Origin of the sequence: Blautia sp. NSJ-140, assembly GCF_022868965.1 — a bacterium.
GTDB lineage: Bacteria > Bacillota > Clostridia > Lachnospirales > Lachnospiraceae > Blautia_A.
In genome coordinates, this window is record NZ_JALIFS010000010.1 from 11889 (window position 1) to 25718 (window position 13830).

The window sequence follows — 13830 nt, forward strand, 5'->3', positions numbered from 1 at the left end:
ATGAAAAAAGGGAAAAAGATTGTGATCGGTGTGGCAGCAGTGGCTGTTGTGGCAGGTGGTATTTATGCGGCATCCGGTGCAGGCCGCGGGGGATCACAGATTCCGCAGGTTGCTGTTACCAAAGCGGAGACAGGAGATGTGGAGGAGATCGTAGATGCAACCGGAACCGTTGTCAGTGATGAGCAGAAGACCTTTTATTCTCCTGTGAACGCACAGATCAAAAGCGTATCCTTTGCAGAAGGTGATACGGTTTCAAAGGGAACGAAGCTGATAGAGTTTGAAGTGAAGGATCTGGAGAGGGATAATCAGAAAGCAGAGCTGAATGTACAGTCCGGACAGTATGATTACAAAAATTCCATCAATAAATCTAATGAGGCCCAGCAGAAGCAGAACAGCGCAAAAGCAAAGGTTTCCAGTCTGGAACATCAGGTAAGGGAGCAGCAGAATTATCTGGCTTCCCTGAGATCACAGCTGGCGTCTGTACAGGCTCAGGCTGCGGCAGATGCGCAGGCCCAGGCAAAGGCAGAGGCCCAGGCAAAGGCAGAGGCCCAGGCTGCCAGGGATGCAGAGACTCAGAGAGCGTATTCAGAAGCGCTGACTACATATCAGAATGAGACACTTCCGCAGTACCAGCAGGAGCTGGGACAGCTGAATTCCGATTATGTAACGGCACAGAATGCTTATAATCAGGCAGATACCAGGTATCAGATGGCTTTTGCACAGTGGCAGGCAGAGCAGAGCGATGAGAATGCCCAGGCGCTGGATGAAGCGGAAGCAGCAAGAAGTCAGGCAGAGATCACCTGCCAGGAAGCAAAGGAAGCTTATGAGGATAAGAAGGCCAGCCAGCCAAAAATGCCGGAGTATTCTGATTACAGCAGTAGTGCGGCCGGTGATTTTGTTACCGATGGAGCTTCAGAGGAAACACCGGGGCTGACAGATCATGCATCTGCGGATGCTTCTTCTGCAGGAAGTACAGTGGATACTTCTGCCATTGAGAATGCGATCGAACAGGCAACCTCTGATCTGGCGGATCTGCAGTCGGACCTTGCTTCCCAGAAATCTATTGCAGAGGCAGATTCTGCCAGCCTTACAGAAGAAGAGAAAGAAAAAATGCGTGTCAGTAACAATCTCACTGAGCTGGATGCAAAATCTGCGAAAGAGCTGGTAGAAGAAGGAAAGAAAGGCATTTCGGCGGATTTTAACGGCGTCATTTCCAAATCAGCAGTCCAGCAGGGCGCAGCGGCAACACAGGGAATGGAGCTTTTTACCCTGCAGAATACAGATAAGGTCAGCGTTGATATCAATGTGTCTAAGTATGACTACGATAAGGTAAAGGAAGGCCAGAATGCGGACATTACCATCGGCGACAGGAAATATACCGGTAAGGTGACTAAGATCAGTCACATTGCCACAACCAACGAAAAAGGCTCCACACTGATCTCTGCCACAGTGGGCATCGACAAGCCAGACAAAGATATTTTTCTGGGAGTAGATGCGAAGGTAAAGATCTATGCAGAAAAGGCAGAGGATGTGGTAACGCTTCCGGCTGGAGTGGTAAATATCGGCAAGGATGGTTCCTTCTGTTATGTGCTGAAGGATGGTGTGATCACAAAACAGGATATCACTACAGGAATCAGTTCCGAAGATTCTGTTGAGATCACAGATGGAATTAAAGCCGGAGATGAGGTCATCGAGGATCTGGGCTCCCTGGAAGAGGGAATGAAGGCAGAGGCAGCAGCGGCAGACAGTGACAGTGCAGCAGAGACAGGGGAGACTGCTAATGAGTAATATTTATGAATATATCAAAATGGCGATCCATAATATCATGGCCAATAAGGGAAGATCCTTTCTCACCATGTTAGGGATCATCATCGGTATCGCATCTGTGATCGCCATTGTGTCCATCGGTGAGGGTACGAAGAATCAGATGAACAGCGAGATCAATGATATCGGCGGCGGCCAGATCGCTGTTTACTGCAGTGATGATGCCATAGCAGACCAGGTCTGGATCGAGCCGGAAGATATTGATGCAGTCCGGGAGCTGGATGGCGTGGAAGGTGTTAATGTTTCAGATTCCTATACAGGCGAGACCGTAACCGGAAAGGGTGATTTTAATCTTACAGTGACCGGGGAGGCCCAGGATGCCAAGCTGGTGGACAATGCTTCTGTGAAGTACGGAAGCTATTTCGGGCAGAAGGAGGTCGAAGAGGGAAAAAACGTCTGCGTGATCTCCGATGCCGATGCGAAGAGGCTTTTCGGAACGGATGATGTAGTGGGAATGACACTGGACATCACCTGCTATGATCTGACCAAGACATTCCGCATCTGCGGAGTTACCACACAGAAGGAAAACGGAACCTTTGTCAGCTATACTTACGATGGAATGCCGGTGACCATAAATGTGCCTTATACGGCCATGGACGACTTCACCGGAAGCAGCGGAGAATTTTATCAGATCATAGTTCAGGCGGATAAGAGTCTGGATTCCCAGGCAGTCGCAGACAAGATCATAAATCTTCTTGAGAGACGTCACCAGTGTGCCGAAGATGAGTATTTCCAGGTACAGAGCTTCCAGGATGTCATGAAATCCATGAACCAGATGCTTGGCATGGTCACTGCGTTTATCTCTTTTGTTGCGGGAATTTCCCTTCTGGTAGGTGGTATTGGTGTTATGAACATCATGCTGGTGTCCGTTACAGAGCGTACCAGGGAGATCGGTATCCGGAAATCCCTTGGAGCGAAAACCTCGTCCATTATGTTACAGTTCCTTGCGGAGGCAGCGATCCTGACGATCATAGGCGGGCTGATCGGTATTGTGCTGGGGATTGCAGGCGGCTATGGGATCTGTGCGGTGATCAGCAGCAGTATGGGAATGACCATCACACCTGGGATTAGTGCGGGAACCATCCTGGCGGCTACGCTGTTCTCCTGCGCAGTAGGTGTATTCTTCGGAATCTATCCGGCGAAAAAGGCAGCGAAACTGAGCCCGATCGAGGCACTTAGACGGAATTAAAAAACTGTTGCTTTTGCATCAAAAATAGCAATAAAAAATATTTTTAAAAAAAATAAAAAAAAGTTTCAAAAAACCCTTGACATTTTATAGGTCTTAGAGTATCATACATATTGTTGCAGCGGTGATACGAAATATCACAAAGGAAAAGCAACAAAGATGTGCGTTTAGCTCAGCTGGATAGAGCGTTTGGCTACGGACCAAAAGGTCGGGGGTTCGAATCCTCTAACGCACGCTAATTTAAGAAGCCGGAAACCTTGAAAAATCAATGGTTTCCGGCTTTTTTTCGTTTTCAGGTTTGTGTAAAAACCTGTGACTTATCTATTTCGGGGATGTTTAAGATTAATTTTTACACCTATGATGGTAATTTAGAAAAACAATCCGCAGTATTTGAAATCAATGTATAAATATTTGTAAGCTAAGGGGCTATCTATTTCCCGACAGCCCCATTTTAAAATATATTGCATCCCGTTTTACGGTCGACGAACGGAGTTTTTGCGGAGCTTTTTGGATTCATAAAGGTCTTTATCAGCGTGTTCGATGATTGCAGGAATATCTGTTTCCGGGCTTGGCTTGAATTCGGTGATTCCAAGAGAAACCTCCACGAGAAATGGTTTGCCGGATTCTGCATTAAAAGCAGCACATGCATCCCGGACTCGTTTGCGGAAAATATCCTGGAAGTTTTTTTCCTGACAGTTAAGGAGGATCAGGAATTCATCACCGCCAGTGCGGGCAACGACGTCCTGGCTGCGGAGACAGCCGTTAAAAATATTAGCGACACTTCGCAGGGCAAAATTGCCTGCCGGATGTCCCCACGTATCATTGATTTCTTTAAGGTGATCCAGATCAGCGCAGATAATATAGGCGCGCTGATGTTCGCTTTTGCTGCAAAAATTCTTGATCTGTTCAGTGAAACCTCTTAAGTTAAGAAGTCCTGTCAGTTCATCATATTTGGAGATTAATCCAAGTTCCCGGTTACGTTCACGGACAAGCTCAAGATCCCTGGACATTTCCTGACGACGGAGAACTTCTACTTTACTGATTTCAAGATAATGAAGAGAAAGGCCAATCTGCAGGCTTATCACATAGAAGAACGGAAATTCTTCCGGTTGGATATCACATGCAAGAAGACCATATTGCTTTTCTCCGGAGAAGAGCAGAAATACCATAAACTGGTGACGGTCGTTATCTGCCATTAACTGGCAGATGCCATTTTCAGCGTTTACAGGCTGGCGGTCATAAAGATGAAAAGCAGCTGTTTCTTCGTCTCGATAATAGGCAGCAAGCCGAAGATTTTGTGGACATATCCATTCATCATTCTGATGATAGATGACTGGTTCATCCAGAAGAAAGAGGTAAGTACATTTGGTTCGAAGCTCACGCATGTTTTCCATTGCTGACAGAAGAAAAGCATATTCATCATCCATACAGTCATTCAGATTTCTGGCTAAGGAAGGAATAAACCAGGATTTTCTCTGAAAGTTGATCAGTTCAAGTTTCATATTTGTGATTGTGCGATTTAACTTATGAATCTGTTCAGTAAGGTTTACAGGAGTACTGCGGATTTCCGGAATTTTCTCCTGACATCCACAGGATTCTCTGACACATAGAGAAACAGGAACTCTTCGGGACAAAACTTCCCTGCCATCCAGTTTGGCTATCAGATCATAGACAGCCATTTTTCCCATCAGGACGCCATCCTGCTGAACGGTTGTAAGAGGAGGCTCCATACCGGAAGCGCGCTCGCAGTCATCAAAACCAGTAATGAGGATATCCTTGCCAACTTCAAGACCACATTGTTCACACACGCGGTATCCGGAAAATGCCATTTCATCATTTGCAAATACGATGGCCTGTGCATCCGGATTATCATCCAGAAGGTGCTGAACCTGGCGGTCAACAAATTCAGAGTAGTCACCCTGTGCGATCATCTGTGGAGTGACCGGCAGATTGTGCGCAGCCATTCTTTCAAGATATGTGTTTTTGCGTTCATTTGCATCAGTATTCTGAGAAGGACCCGCTACAAAAAGAATTTTTCGACAATGATGCTCATTGATCAGATGCTCCATGACCATGTGGATTCCGTTTTTGTTGTCACAGATCAGGGAATGACAGTTTGGAGAATGAACAATCTCTGTAAGAAATACTGTAGGAATCGAATTAAATTTCAATGCAAATCTTTCCGCAGTTTCATTCTTTAATTGAAGCCCAAGAGTTCCGTAGTTGATGATCAATCCGTCAAGACCACCGATAAGACTGTAATCGTGGATAGTTTTGAATTGATAATCAAAAGAATCTTTGTGAGTTCCACCTAGCAGATCTTCAAAGAAATCTTTGGTCTGTGTTCCGAGAAAAAAACACACATTAACATTTAATTCTCTGGCAGCTTCGGTAATGCCGCGGATATGTTCTTTGGGAAAATAAGTATGCACGCCACCAATAAGAATGCCGATATTGTAGCGATCAGATTTTTTCATTTTTTTTTTTAGACCTCCATATGCAAGTGAACAAGTTATTTTTTGTATATTATACCAATAATATATCATTAATACAAAAAAATACATATGAAAAATCCACAAAATAAAGCACAAAAAAAGGAAGAACAGCGTTGAGTTCTTCCTTTTTCGAAACATACCTGATTCTATTAAATTGCGTCCAGTGCCTGAGCGATATCTGCGTCGTGCGCCTGGCGGCGCACGTTTCTTTTATAGGAAAGACAGCCTGCGGCGTTCTCCTAAATAAAAAAATGCCCGCACGGAGGCGGGCACAACGACAAGACGCTTCTTGGATTAGAAGATATAAAAGCCTTCCTCTCCAAAATCGTCATCAAGTTCGTCATCATTTAGACTTATTCATTTTGAAGAACATACGTGAGACGACACTGGTAACAGTGAAAGAGGCAGTCGAGCAGAGTACGGTCTTCAAGAAAAAAGTCACGAAGGTTTTTATCAATAGTAAAAACACAATGGCGGTGCTAGACATTAACAAGTTTAAAAGACATGGAAGTAGTGCGTTCCATGGAATACTTGTTTCCGCAGGTAGGGCAGAAACAGCTTCCCGCAACTGGTTGATGTAGATAACCTGCAGGCGGTACATTTTGGGAACATTGACCAGTGGCTTGAAGAGAGATAAAAGGAAAGTGATTTTGAAAAAGTAAAAGTGATAAAAAAATTCTTCTATTGTTATTGTATGGAAATGAGATTGCAGAGCTTGCTTGAGCGTGGTAAAATATATAATCATATCTGTATTGAATAAAATCTGAAATTGAGTTACTTAAAAAGTGACGTTGATAAAAATCCAAAAGAGAGTAAAGAATGAATGAAATAGGATATCATGGAACCTGTTCAAAACACAAAGACAGTATAGAAAGCAATGGATTTGATCCTGCGAAATGTAACTATCGTGCTGATCATTGGTTGGGACAGGGAGTATATTTTTTTGACGATTATGAGAAAGCATTATGGTGGTCTGCAACAGCTGTTTTACATAATAACGATTTTGGAAGAGTGATTTTTAGGGCGACTATAGAAGCACCGGATGAAGAAGTATTGGATTTGGATGATAATAAACAACTGGATGCATTTTTCGCTGAGATTATCCAATGCATAGATGAAATTAAAAAAAATTGTTCTGGAAATATGCCTGTATTTGATGATAAAAATTTTCGTGCTCTTTTCTTTGATTATTATAAGCAAAAAAAGAATATCGCTGTTATTACCAGAACATTTCAGAAAGATTATGCAGGTTATACAATGCGAAGAAACAAGAAGGATAAAGAATTACAGAAGAAAATAGTGAATATTACAGGCCTTGGATTTAATGAACGTCAAATTTGTGTTTCAAAAAAAGAATGTATTAAATCAACAAAACTAATATATAATGAAGAAGAAGAGGTGATTTAATGTTAGATAAAGAATTGTTCTTTTCATTGTGCGAGAAGTATAATGTTGAATTGAGTAAAACTGCTAAAACTCCTATGATAAGAGATGCAGAGGGAGTGCATGCAATTACAGAGGAAGATGTAAAACAGATTTTGACGCCGCCTCAGAAGTATTTTGATTATTCGAATAACAACATTAATACAAGTAATGTAAAGCCAGAGTTTGATTTTATGGATGATTACGCAACTGCATGCTAGGAGAAAAAATATGGAAGTCAGATCTAAATATGAAAGTGCTCTTATTTTAGACAAAATTGAAATTATAGAAAGTAGATTTAGAAAAAAAGATGGATCGTTAGATGATCTGGAATTAGGAGTTCAGGTTGATCATAGTCTGAATAAAATCGGTGATGATAAGTTTGAACTTATTCTTACAACTAAAGTTGCAGATCAAGATGAAAAAGTATGTGTTTGGGTAAAAGGAAGAGCAATATTCAATACTCAGCAGGAAAACATGAGTATTCTTGAAAGAAATGCTATTGCTATTCTGTTCCCATATATTAGAAGCTATATTTCTACCATAACAACTCAGCCGGGAATGGCACCTATTTTATTACCGGCAATGAATATTGTTGCGATGCTGAATGATCAAAAGAAAAATTAACATAAATGCTGTTGACATCAGTATATGGATTATAGTACTCTTAAAAAAGAAAGAAACGGGTTTGTTACCGTACGGCTATTGCCTGGGTGGGGTGCTCGTTTCTTTTTTTATAAAAAATATAGTTGTTGACCTGAAAACTGCATGCTACATAAATTTATAGATATTTATAATCAGAAATGAAGCACTTGTGCATGTGTTATTTATTACTGTTAATCTTACGGAGTGATATCAGGTGAAAGTAAGTAAATTGTGTTGACACTGACATTTGGCCAGAGTAGAATAAAAAAACAGAAAAGGAAAATTTTTGTAAAGCTGTTTGTTTGATACAAGCAGTTTTTTTTACAGAAAAAGTGAACAATAATGAAAGGACAAAACACCTGAAATACAGGTGAATCTATCAGGAGGAAAAAACAATGCCAGGATATCTGATCAAAGATACAACAAAAGAAGAACGTAAACAGATCGTAGAGGAATCTCTGGGAAATATCTCCGCAAACTGTGATGGTTGTATGGCGAGACTTGCGGATATGTATCAGGATTATATTGATGGAAAAAAAGAGATCCGTGAGATCAATATGGAGTTCAATGCCAGATATGTCCGTGGAGATATGGATAAAGAGGAAAAAAGAAGCTGTCCGATGTAGAGGAGTAAAAACAACATGATAAAACTGATTGCAACAGACGTAGACGGAACTCTTGTAAAAGACGGGACCATGACTATCAATCCGGAATATATGACAGTGATCCGGAAGCTGACTGAGCTGGGAATCACCTTTGTGGTGTGTTCCGGGCGGCAGTATGACAGTGAGAGGAAGCTGTTTGAGCCGGTGAAGGATCTGGTGTATTTTGTGTCGGATGGCGGTACGGTGATCCGGAAGAATGATAAGATCCTGAAGGTACATACACTTCCGAATGAGGTTTGGAAACGCATGCATCATATGGTGAAAGAAAAAATGCCGGAATGTGACTGCTTTATTGCCACACCGGAGTGCTGCTATGCGGAGAATGAGAATGGAAGGATGTTCCGGTGGCTGCGGGATTCCTATGGTTATGATATGAGAAAAGTGGATGATCTTTCTTCTCTTCAGGGAAAACAGGTGCTGAAATTCTCTGTCTATCACCCGGAACGGTGCGAGGAGCTTTGTGCACCGTATTTTACACCGGCATGGAGGGATAAGGTAACACTGGCGGCTGCCGGAAAAGAATGGATGGACAGTACTCCGCCGGAGGGCGAAAAAAGTACAGCTGTCGAATTTATCCAGCAACAGTTAGGAATTTCTCCGGAGGAAACCTGTACATTCGGAGATAACCTCAACGATATTGCCATGCTCCAGAAAGCGGGAATGAGCTATGCAGTAGCCAATGCCAGAGCGGAAGTGCAGACAGCAGCCAGGGAAGTATGTCCGTCATACAGTGAAGACGGAGTCTTACAGATCCTGAAAGGGATTGTTTCTGAAAGCGGGAAACAATAAAGATACATAAAATATGTGCTTCCGGTAAAGAAAAGTCACCGGACAGGGGTTGACTTTTAAAAACAATTCTGTTAAATTGAAAAAAATCGAAAATTTCAATTCCATGAGGGAGTAGTTCGCACGTAAGTGTGATTTGTCAACAGACCCGGTTTTTCTGAAAAACCTGGCAAATCTTAAAGAATGAGACTCATGTATGCTCTGTTATATTTTATTGCAGCAGGGCATACATGGGTCTTTTTTATGTAACAAAAGAATGCCGGAAAGAATTTTTTTCAGCAGGGCAGGCGACAAATGAATCTTCTGGTTATGGGAAATAAAAACAGAAAGTGAGAAGAAAAATGGAAAATCTGGTAAACAGTTCACCGCTGATCCTTGTGTTAGTCTTTCTTGTGATCGGCTTTGCTTTCCTGATGAAGGGTGCGGATTTCTTTGTAGAAGGAAGCTCCAGTATCGCAAAAAGGCTGAAGGTGCCGCCGATCATCATCGGCCTTACTATTGTGGCAATGGGAACATCACTGCCGGAAACCGCAGTCAGCGTTACAGCGTCACTGGTCAATAACAATGAGCTTGCGGTCAGCAATGTGGTAGGTTCCAATATTTTTAACCTGATGGTGGTTGTTGGAGTCTGTTCCATCCTGACGCCGATCCTTGTACAGAAGGAAACCATTCGGAGGGATATTCCGTTTTCCATGATCTGTGCGCTCCTTCTTCTGGGGCTTGGAATCCTGGCAGCAGGAGATACGATCGGAATGAGACTTGGTCATCTGGATGGAATGATCCTGCTGGGATTTTTTGCAGGTTATATTGTGGCAATGATCCGAAGTGCCATGAAGGCCAGGGCAGCAGGAAAAAACGTGGACATGGAAGGAATGGAAGAGCTGGAAGAAGAAATCGGCATCCTTTCCTGGCCGAAGAGCATCCTTTTTATTGTGGGAGGCGCACTTGCCATTGCCTTTGGCGGAGATCTTACCGTGGATGCTGCCAGCCGCATTGCCATTGATCTTGGAATGAGCCAGACACTGGTGGGACTGACCATTGTTTCTATCGGAACTTCCCTTCCGGAGCTGGTGACTTCCGTGGTTGCAGCCAGAAAAAACGAAGTGGATATGGCTGTGGGAAATGCGGTAGGCTCCAATATTTTCAATATTCTGATGGTTCTCGGAGTTGCATCTGCCATCAATCCGGTGGCACTGATCCGGGAAAATATTATTGATATTGTCATACTTATCGTGTTCTCGCTGATCGTGTGGATCTATGCGGCGACAAAGCAGAGGATCAGCCGGAAAGAGGGAATTTCCATGGTGTGTATGTACCTGATCTATGCAGGGTATATTATCTGGAGATAGCTGCTGTGGGCATGCAGTTGGTCTGACGTGGACAATAGTATCGTATAGAGTTTATACCAATGCAATTTATAAGAAAAGCTCCAACTGTATCAATATTGGGATACAGTTGGAGCTTTTCTGTAATTATATTCATTTACACTCAGAAGAGAAAGCTTTTTTTGAAGATTCTTCTGAAGCGTTCTTCTGATGCGGGGTCATATCATCACTGTCCGTCATCAGATATTTCCGGACGGCAAAAAGAATGGCGATACCGATGATCCCGATCAGTGTCTGTACAGGATCGAGATGTTCCACGACCATCTGCCTTGCTGTTGCAAAAAGCAGGACTTCGACAACAGTCTGGGCGGAATGGCGGCAGAGCATTTTTACAAACTCCACACCGACTACAAGGGACAGTGCCTGCGACAGGAAACTGGTAAAAAAGCTGGTGTCCATATCCATGACGGAGGTACCGGCAGTTGTAAGGATCAGTCGGAGTCCGGACAGTGCGATCACGATAATGATCACGATGGATAACACGATCTCTGTGTAACGGGCTGTGTTGTATATCAGTTCATTAAAATGCTTGCGGATATTGTGGTTAACGGCGGTTCTGTCTTTCATGGGAAGTTATCCTTTCTTTTTCGCAGAAGCGGGATGATCGATAAAACGGGTTGCAAAATAGCCGAATACGCAGGTGATGACAACCATACATGGTAAAAACAGCCAAAAGCGCTGCTGGCTCATGGTGTTGAACCATGGAGCATTGGCCTGCAGGATCATAATGATGGGCATATGCCACAGATAGATCCCGTACTGGTTCCGTGCCACGAAATACAGTGGACGCAGAAACCTGAAATCCATTTCCGGCAGGAGGGAGAATCCCACAAGTAGTATACTGAGCAGGACCGCCAGGATGGAATGTGCCGGATAACCGGAGGGAGCAGTGCCATAAAGCCCGTGACTGTGATAATAAAAGATCCATACCAGGATCAGTGCGGCGCTTGCAATAGAAACCGTAAGTCCAGGCTTCAGCCGGTAATCCTGCATACGATCTCCGGTCTGCTTCCAGAAAGCGGCAGCAGCCATTCCCAGCACGAAATTATCCAGCGCAGAGAATACCTGACGCTCGTATACAAAATATACAGAGGTATCCGAAATCCCGGAAGCGTGGAGATAACGGACGACTGCGAACCGGCAGATAACAGTGAAAACAATGGACACAATGGCAGAGGCGAGCCAGTTTTTCCGGACTGCTTTATAAAGGAACGGGGCAATCAGATAAAACTGAAAGATCACGCCCATCGTCCACAGCGCACCATTGATGGAACCATGTGTCACTGGGGAAAAGTTCTCCGTAAAAGTATAATACGCCAGGATATGCCGAAGTCCCTCATTGCTGAACATCTGCGTGGACATAAAGATCAGAAGGACCGTGATACATACATAATACTGGGGCATAATGCGGATGCAGCGCTTTTTCATAAAAGCCCGCCAGCCGGGGAGACAGCCTCGCGCCTCCGAAGAAGAAAGGGAAAGATAGATCCCATATCCGCTTAACAGGAAAAACAGTGTAACTCCTACTTCACCTCCAAGAGTCAGAAGTGTGTGGATGGCTGTATGCGACTGCCATGGCTGCCCGGACAGAACGTAGCAGTGATACAGCATAATGTAGAGAATCGCCCCCGCACGGAGCAGATCGATATTTTTGATACGCTTCATAAATAAATCCTTTCCTGAAAAAAATAAGTCTGCCCCATGACTGAAACGGGCAGACAGAGATAAGTTCAGTATAGCATGAACGTGGGAGATTGGAAAGCTGTCGGAGGGAAAATTTACTATTGTAAAAACGAACACAAGTTTGTATAATGGAAAATATAAGAAACGAACATATATTCGAAAAAAGAGGAGCGTGAGAAGTGGTGGACATCGAAGAAAGAACACCCGACAGAAAAGCAATACGAGTACATTGCCCGAGTTGCTCCAACAGCAGATTGTTCGAGCTGACAGGTGACTGTTCCAGAATCCTCCGGATCAAATGTCCCAGATGCAGAAAAGAGGTGGAGATACAGCTGGCACATTGCAATGAACAGCGATACAGAAAGCAGATCTTTTATTACAGAACACATAAGAGATAAGAAAACCACATAAAAACTGAGTGAGAAGCCGGCCGGCAACTGTAGATTGCGTAAGAGCCAGACTCAAAGCCAGGAAATACTTCCCTGATTTTAATATCAGGGGTTTTTTCCTGGCTTTTTTCTTGTTAGGGCAAGGCCCTGCTTTGCATTGTGGAGTTTTTCGTTAATCCGAAAAACGGAACTTTGGAAAACATGGCTGATTTATGCTTCTAAAAACTCAAGAATCTCTTGTTTTGTCCAATGATTAAATCCCATCTTCGCCAGGGTCCTTCCAGTTTTCATATAATTTTCATCATTATAATAAGATGCTATTGTTACAAGTGCCTTTGCAATCGGAACATCTACACCGCACAAATCTGCAAGCTCACAAAACGGAACAAACAAATATGGAACATCTTCCGTAATATAACGAGCTTTTGATGTGTTAGGTGCATTTTTTATTTTAGAATGAACACTCGACTCACGATTAAAGTCATAAATACATTTTGCATGCGATGCGTAAAGAACATTATTTGCTTCCAGCTCTGTTCTCAAATGCATATGTAAACTATCTCCAACTGCAAGACGTTCTAAATCCAATGCATCCTCAACTTTTGCGACCGCTGTAGAGCAACAATCCGCATAAAAATTGAACTGACCATCAAAGTTCTCGCACAGACCCATGTTCAAAATTGACAATACCGGATGTGCACCAAAATTGATATTTTCAAAAGCAGCCACAATAGGATTTGATAAAAATTCCGGTCGAATCGGGAATACCTCATTAACCAAATTCATCAATTCTGGAGTTTTCTTACTATTCGGGAATATGCTCATTGGCATAAATTCCTTTACACCCATAATAGCTACAGCACCAGCATGAGCTAAACGCGTTGCCCAAGGCAAGCTAATGGTATCTAAAAATGTGATGTCCATACCCGCTTTCTCTGATTTCTGAAGGCATTTGTTCAAGATTAATCCACCATAATTTCCAGGAACAATAAAGATTTTCATGCCATCTCTTAAATATGGAATCATACTATTGAACATAATTTCCTGCGCAAAGGAAGGACAAACCATCATAAAGATATCTGAAAATTCCATAGCAGCCTTAATATCTGTAGTTGCCAACGCAATTTTTGAGAATCCTGCATTTAACATAGGACATTCATGTAGTTCAGCAACGGCCTCAATTCCCCCTGTTTCATTAACTGCATTAATCTGAGCCGGAAAATTAGGGGAATCATAAATACAGACATCATGCCCCATCTGGCCCAAACTATATGCCATTGCCATTCCGCCATTTCCTGCACCAATCACTGTGATTTTTTTCGTTGTTTTCATAATGCAATAATCTCCTTT

Annotated in this window: 12 protein-coding genes, 1 tRNA gene and 1 pseudogene; 9 read left to right on the plus strand and 5 right to left on the minus strand. The window is 43.0% G+C overall.

Features of this window, described 5'->3' with window-relative positions:
* The 3 genes from MUB50_RS11960 (at window position 1) to MUB50_RS11970 (ending at window position 3245) form a co-directional block, all read left to right on the plus strand.
* On the plus strand, window positions 1-1788 hold the full coding sequence (locus MUB50_RS11960) for an efflux RND transporter periplasmic adaptor subunit (RefSeq protein WP_244791257.1): 1788 nt from the start codon (window positions 1-3) through the stop codon (window positions 1786-1788).
* Window positions 1781-3013, plus strand: a complete 1233-nt coding sequence (locus tag MUB50_RS11965) for an ABC transporter permease (protein ID WP_244791255.1) — start codon at window positions 1781-1783, stop codon at window positions 3011-3013. The genes MUB50_RS11960 and MUB50_RS11965 overlap by 8 nt, the downstream gene beginning before the upstream one ends.
* Window positions 3014-3171: 158 nt before the next feature.
* Window positions 3172-3245: transfer RNA gene (locus MUB50_RS11970), tRNA-Arg, on the plus strand.
* A 238-nt stretch (window positions 3246-3483) separates the two neighbouring features.
* Here MUB50_RS11970 and MUB50_RS11975 read toward each other — a convergent pair.
* Both MUB50_RS11975 and MUB50_RS17380 read right to left on the minus strand, forming a co-directional pair.
* Entirely contained in the window at window positions 3484-5487 is a 2004-nt protein-coding gene (locus MUB50_RS11975; RefSeq protein WP_173753966.1) for a diguanylate cyclase domain-containing protein, read from the minus strand.
* Window positions 5488-5851: 364 nt separating this feature from the next.
* Window positions 5852-6065, minus strand: a pseudogene (locus MUB50_RS17380) (transposase zinc-binding domain-containing protein); the annotation flags it as partial.
* A 259-nt stretch (window positions 6066-6324) separates the two neighbouring features.
* Between MUB50_RS17380 and MUB50_RS11980 the strand changes: the two are divergent.
* The 6 genes from MUB50_RS11980 (at window position 6325) to MUB50_RS12005 (ending at window position 10372) form a co-directional block, all read left to right on the plus strand.
* Window positions 6325-6912, plus strand: coding sequence for a hypothetical protein (locus tag MUB50_RS11980; protein WP_138276609.1), 588 nt, complete (start codon window positions 6325-6327; stop codon window positions 6910-6912).
* Entirely contained in the window at window positions 6912-7148 is a 237-nt protein-coding gene (locus MUB50_RS11985; RefSeq protein WP_005424066.1) for a hypothetical protein, read from the plus strand. The genes MUB50_RS11980 and MUB50_RS11985 overlap by 1 nt, the downstream gene beginning before the upstream one ends.
* Window positions 7149-7158: 10 nt before the next feature.
* Window positions 7159-7554 (plus strand): protein-export chaperone SecB, encoded by a 396-nt coding sequence (locus tag MUB50_RS11990; protein ID WP_227752302.1) that lies wholly within the window; start codon window positions 7159-7161, stop codon window positions 7552-7554.
* Between the two features lie 413 nt (window positions 7555-7967).
* Window positions 7968-8198, plus strand: coding sequence for a hypothetical protein (locus MUB50_RS11995; RefSeq protein ID WP_021650258.1), 231 nt, complete (start codon window positions 7968-7970; stop codon window positions 8196-8198).
* Between the two features lie 15 nt (window positions 8199-8213).
* Complete coding sequence (locus tag MUB50_RS12000) at window positions 8214-9026, plus strand: Cof-type HAD-IIB family hydrolase (protein ID WP_244791253.1); 813 nt, start codon at window positions 8214-8216, stop codon at window positions 9024-9026.
* 338 nt (window positions 9027-9364) lie between these two features.
* Window positions 9365-10372, plus strand: a complete 1008-nt coding sequence (locus MUB50_RS12005) for a calcium/sodium antiporter (protein WP_244791251.1) — start codon at window positions 9365-9367, stop codon at window positions 10370-10372.
* Between the two features lie 129 nt (window positions 10373-10501).
* On the opposite strand, the gene MUB50_RS12010 is transcribed toward MUB50_RS12005, so the two are convergent.
* The 3 genes from MUB50_RS12010 to MUB50_RS12020 form a co-directional block, all read right to left on the minus strand.
* Window positions 10502-10975: a transporter gene (locus tag MUB50_RS12010; protein WP_110102843.1), complete on the minus strand. Its 474-nt coding sequence runs from the start codon at window positions 10973-10975 to the stop codon at window positions 10502-10504.
* A gap of 6 nt (window positions 10976-10981) precedes the next feature.
* Window positions 10982-12073: an acyltransferase family protein gene (locus MUB50_RS12015; protein ID WP_244791249.1), complete on the minus strand. Its 1092-nt coding sequence runs from the start codon at window positions 12071-12073 to the stop codon at window positions 10982-10984.
* A gap of 617 nt (window positions 12074-12690) precedes the next feature.
* Window positions 12691-13812, minus strand: a complete 1122-nt coding sequence (locus tag MUB50_RS12020; protein WP_110102840.1) for an NAD/NADP-dependent octopine/nopaline dehydrogenase family protein — start codon at window positions 13810-13812, stop codon at window positions 12691-12693.
* Window positions 13813-13830 lie beyond the last annotated feature (18 nt).

What these genes read in the sequence shown, in the direction of transcription:
- MUB50_RS11985 (WP_005424066.1), top strand. Translation starts at nt 6,912, where the DNA reads ATGTTAGATAAAGAATTGTTCTTTTCATTGTGCGAGAAGTATAATGTT.
- MUB50_RS12000 (WP_244791253.1), top strand. Translation starts at nt 8,214, where the DNA reads ATGATAAAACTGATTGCAACAGACGTAGACGGAACTCTTGTAAAAGAC.
- MUB50_RS12005 (WP_244791251.1), top strand. Translation starts at nt 9,365, where the DNA reads ATGGAAAATCTGGTAAACAGTTCACCGCTGATCCTTGTGTTAGTCTTT.
- MUB50_RS11960 (WP_244791257.1), top strand. Translation starts at nt 1, where the DNA reads ATGAAAAAAGGGAAAAAGATTGTGATCGGTGTGGCAGCAGTGGCTGTT.
- MUB50_RS11975 (WP_173753966.1), bottom strand. Translation starts at nt 5,487, where the DNA reads ATGAAAAAATCTGATCGCTACAATATCGGCATTCTTATTGGTGGCGTG.
- MUB50_RS11990 (WP_227752302.1), top strand. Translation starts at nt 7,159, where the DNA reads ATGGAAGTCAGATCTAAATATGAAAGTGCTCTTATTTTAGACAAAATT.
- MUB50_RS11965 (WP_244791255.1), top strand. Translation starts at nt 1,781, where the DNA reads ATGAGTAATATTTATGAATATATCAAAATGGCGATCCATAATATCATG.
- MUB50_RS12010 (WP_110102843.1), bottom strand. Translation starts at nt 10,975, where the DNA reads ATGAAAGACAGAACCGCCGTTAACCACAATATCCGCAAGCATTTTAAT.
- MUB50_RS12020 (WP_110102840.1), bottom strand. Translation starts at nt 13,812, where the DNA reads ATGAAAACAACGAAAAAAATCACAGTGATTGGTGCAGGAAATGGCGGA.
- MUB50_RS12015 (WP_244791249.1), bottom strand. Translation starts at nt 12,073, where the DNA reads ATGAAGCGTATCAAAAATATCGATCTGCTCCGTGCGGGGGCGATTCTC.
- MUB50_RS11980 (WP_138276609.1), top strand. Translation starts at nt 6,325, where the DNA reads ATGAATGAAATAGGATATCATGGAACCTGTTCAAAACACAAAGACAGT.
- MUB50_RS11995 (WP_021650258.1), top strand. Translation starts at nt 7,968, where the DNA reads ATGCCAGGATATCTGATCAAAGATACAACAAAAGAAGAACGTAAACAG.